The organism is Microbacterium sp. Bi128 (assembly GCF_918698205.1).
The window spans coordinates 1-3,543 of the sequence record NZ_CAKKMM010000466.1; the positions used below are offsets into that span (position 1 = coordinate 1).

The window sequence follows — 3,543 nt, forward strand, 5'->3', positions numbered from 1 at the left end:
GGCGGCGGCTGCGGCGGGCGACGTGGTCGGCACCGGCGGCATCGCCGGTGCGGCTGCGGTAGGCGCAGAGTCGGAGGCGGCTGCGGCGGGCGTCGCGGCGGGCACCTCGGCGCCGGCGGTTGCGGGCGCGGCGGCGGTGGGCGTCGCGGGCGCGGCGTCGGCGGGCGTCGGAGCCGCGGTCGGCGTGGTGCCGCCGGTGGCGGCGTTGGTCTCGTGCGACGTGGGGACCGCGCCGTGCGCGGTTGCGTCGCTGTTCGTGCGGTGCTCGGTACCCTCGGGACGGTCGTCCGTGGTGTCGCTCATGTGATGCTCCTTCTTCCAGGCGAGTCCCACCATGACCCCCGATGCTGTGGGCTTCCTATGACGAGGGTGAGTCGCGTCTATGGGTGTCACAGGAACGGAATGCGAGGTCATGATCGCGCCCCCGGATGAAGCGCTCCGCTACGCTTCCGCATCATGCACGACCTCCCCGGCGCGTGGCGCCGCACCGCTCTCGGCGCCGGCCTCATCGCCCCCGACGGCACCTCTGTTCCCACGATCTTCGCCGAGATGACCGCGCTGGCCGCGTCCACCGGGGCCATCAACCTCGGGCAGGGCTTTCCCGACGAAGACGGCCCCGCAGCCGTGCTCGAGGCGGCGCGGCGCGCGATCGCCGACGGGGTGAACCAGTACGCGCCCGGGCGCGGCTTCCCCGAACTCCTCGAGGCGATCGCGGAGCACCAGCGGCGCTTCTACGGAAGAGACCTCGATCCTGCGCGCGAGGTCCTCGTCACCGTGGGCGCCACCGAGGCGCTCGCCTCCACTCTCCTCGCCCTCCTCGACGGCCCGGACGATGAAGTCGTCGTGTTCGAGCCGTACTACGACTCCTATGCGGCCTGCGTATCCCTGGCCGGCGCGCGTCTGGTTCCGGTGCCCCTGCGCTGGCCCGACTTCCAACCCGACCTCGAGGTGCTGGCATCCGCGGTGTCCGACCGCACCCGGGTGATCCTCGTCAACGATCCGCACAACCCGACCGGCACGGTGTTCTCCCGCGCGGTGCTCGACGAGGTGGTGCGGTTGGCGCACCGGCACGACGCGATCATCGTCACCGACGAGGTGTACGAGCACCTCGTGTTCGACGGGCCGCACGTGCCGATCGCGACCCTCCCCGGTGCCGCCGAGCGGACCGTGTCGATCTCGTCGGCCGGCAAGACCTTCTCGCTGACCGGCTGGAAGACGGGATGGATCACCGGTCCCGCCGAACTCGTGTCGGCGATCCTCACGGTGAAGCAGTTCCTGACCTACGTGGGCGGGTCGCCGTTCCAGCCCGCCATCGCGACGGGTCTGCGCCTTCCGGACGCGTTCTTCGCCTCGGTCGCGGGCGAGATGAAGGCCAAAGCGGACCTGCTGGGCACCGGCCTCCGCGCGGCGGGGTTCGACGTGAGCAGCCCCGGCGGGTCGTACTTCACGGTGGTGGATGCCGCCCCGCTCGGCGCCGCGAACTGCCCGCGCGCGCCGGGGTCGTCGGCATCCCGCTGACCGCCTTCGCGTCGCCCGACCACCGCGCCGACTACGCCACTCTCGTGCGATTCGCCGCGTGCAAGCGCGTCGAGGTGCTGACCGAGGCCGTGAGCCGGCTCACCGCGCTGTCGCCCGCGTAGGGCCGGGGCACGGCGTCATCGGGCCGCGGGCGTGGCGCCGTGCGGCCGGACCGCTCTCAGCGCGGCGTGACGCGGAAGCGGCGGAGGTCGAGGGCCGGGTTCACCCGCCGCACGCGGGAGATCGCGCCGGGGTCGATGTGTGCGACGGCGACGTCGGTGGCCGTGCCGATCGTCGCCAAGGCCACGCCCTGCGGGTCGATCACCATCGAGTGACCGACGCCGAGCGGAGGCGGGTGGTCGGCGCCCGCGACGAAGAACGTGTTCTCGATCGCCCGCGCCTGCAGCAGGGTCTGCCAGTGGTGTTCCTTGAGCGGTCCGCGCACCCACTCCGCCGGCACGAGTGCGACGTCCACGCGCGCGTCGGCGAGCGTGCGAGCGACCTCGGGGAACCGCAGGTCGTAACAGGTCATCAGGCCGAAACGCAGCCCGCCGACCTCGAACGTCTCGGGCGGAGCGATCTCGCCGGGCTCCACCCAGTCCGATTCCCGCTGCCCGAACGCGTCGTACAGATGGAGCTTCCGATAGACGGCCCGGATGCCATCTCCCGCGACGGCCACGACCGCGTTGCGCACGCGTCGGCCGTCGTCCGCGCGCTCGACGAGTCCCGCGACCAGGATGACGTCGAGCTCGGCGGCCAGCGCGCTCAGGGCGGTGGTGAAGGGTCCGTCGAGGTCTTCGGCGTTCTCGGCGAGGGACGTGTCGAAGGGATCGACGAAGTAGCTAGAGTACTCCGGGAAGACGATCACCCGGGCTCCGCGGGCGGCGGCTCGGCGGACGAGGTCGTCGATGGCATCCAGGTTGGTCTGCTTCGACGCGGTCGGTGCGAACTGCGCCACCGCCACGCCCACGCTGTCGTCTGTCATCCGCGTCCTTCCCCGTCGTGAGCCCGTCGGAGGAAGGCCGGGCCCACGACCCACAGTACGAGGATCACCACCACGAGCACGACCACGGCGAGGACGGCGGCCTCCGTACCGACCACCACGTCGAAGACGAACGCGACGACACCGGTGAGCAGCACCGCCAGCGCGGCGATCGCGGCGATCAGGACTCGGTGGCCGTACCGCACCGCGGACGGCTTGACGCCGCGATGGAACACGGCGCGGTGCAGGGCCACCGGGGCGAGGGCGAGGATCGCGGTGAGCGCCGACAGCCCGACGAGGACGAGGTATCCGGCGCGCTGGGGTGCGGTGAGGTCGGCGAACGCCGGCTGGAACGCGAGGGCGAGCAGGAAGCCGGTGAGGATCTGGGTACCGGTCTGCAGGACACGCAGTTCTTGAAGGACATCGGACCAGTTGCGATCGGCGCGCTGCGCGGCGCTCTCGGGGCGGCCGTCCTGCAGGTCATCGCGGGAGTCGCCGGTGGGGGTCAGCATCCCCGCATCATTGCCCGTCTGGGGGCCGTCGGCAACGCCGTCCGCGGCCCGCCTGCGGCGCCGATTGGACACGTCCCAAAACCCATGCTAGGTTTATCTCTTGTGCCGCGGGGTGGAGCAGCTCGGTAGCTCGCTGGGCTCATAACCCAGAGGTCGCAGGTTCAAATCCTGTCCCCGCAACAAATGAAGGCCCCGGATCTACGGATTCGGGGCCTTCGCCTTCCCCGCCGCGACCGTACCGCGTATCGCGGTGACGCCTCCGCCGCAGGGCGACGGGAGCGCCGAATCGTCCACAGATGGACGCAAGCCCCCGCATCCTCGACGAGCGTCTGTTTAGCATGGATCGCATGGGTGGGCAGTATTGGGGCTCGTCGCAACCGAGGCCGACCTCACCTCCGCGGTGAGGAGCGCAACCGCAGAGCGGCGACGGATCGGGCCGGCAGCGGTCCAGCACGGCGGGGCCGTCGTGACCGCGGCCGGTCGGGTCGCCCTCACGTACGTGCAGGCCGATGACGACATGGCGTCCATCAC

At 71.5% G+C, this 3,543-nt stretch carries 3 protein-coding genes, 1 tRNA gene and 1 pseudogene; 2 read left to right on the forward strand and 3 right to left on the reverse strand.

Annotation, left to right across the window (positions count from 1 at the left end; genetic code table 11):
• Positions 1-303 (reverse strand): hypothetical protein (locus tag LQV45_RS21135; RefSeq protein ID WP_374208266.1); only part of this gene is annotated, 303 nt, incomplete at its 3' end.
• 153 nt (positions 304-456) lie between these two features.
• Here LQV45_RS21135 and LQV45_RS21140 point away from each other — a divergent pair.
• Positions 457-1,640: pseudogene (locus LQV45_RS21140) on the forward strand (aminotransferase class I/II-fold pyridoxal phosphate-dependent enzyme).
• Positions 1,641-1,696: 56 nt separating this feature from the next.
• Here the strand turns inward: LQV45_RS21140 and LQV45_RS21145 are convergent.
• Both LQV45_RS21145 and LQV45_RS21150 read right to left on the reverse strand, forming a co-directional pair.
• A complete protein-coding gene (locus tag LQV45_RS21145; RefSeq protein ID WP_230008689.1) occupies positions 1,697-2,503 on the reverse strand; it encodes a carbon-nitrogen hydrolase family protein in 807 nt (268 codons plus the stop codon).
• Positions 2,500-3,012 carry a DUF6328 family protein gene (locus tag LQV45_RS21150; protein WP_230008690.1) on the reverse strand — a complete coding sequence of 171 codons (513 nt, stop codon included), beginning with the start codon at positions 3,010-3,012 and terminating at the stop codon, positions 2,500-2,502. Before LQV45_RS21150 ends, LQV45_RS21145 begins: the two co-directional genes overlap by 4 nt.
• Before the next feature lie 106 nt (positions 3,013-3,118).
• Here LQV45_RS21150 and LQV45_RS21155 point away from each other — a divergent pair.
• Positions 3,119-3,192: transfer RNA gene (locus tag LQV45_RS21155), tRNA-Met, on the forward strand.
• Positions 3,193-3,543: the final 351 nt, after the last annotated feature.

Excerpts from the sequence above, each read along its gene's own strand:
- LQV45_RS21145 (WP_230008689.1), bottom strand. The coding sequence starts at position 2,503 with ATGACAGACGACAGCGTGGGCGTGGCGGTGGCGCAGTTCGCACCGACC.
- LQV45_RS21150 (WP_230008690.1), bottom strand. The coding sequence starts at position 3,012 with ATGCTGACCCCCACCGGCGACTCCCGCGATGACCTGCAGGACGGCCGC.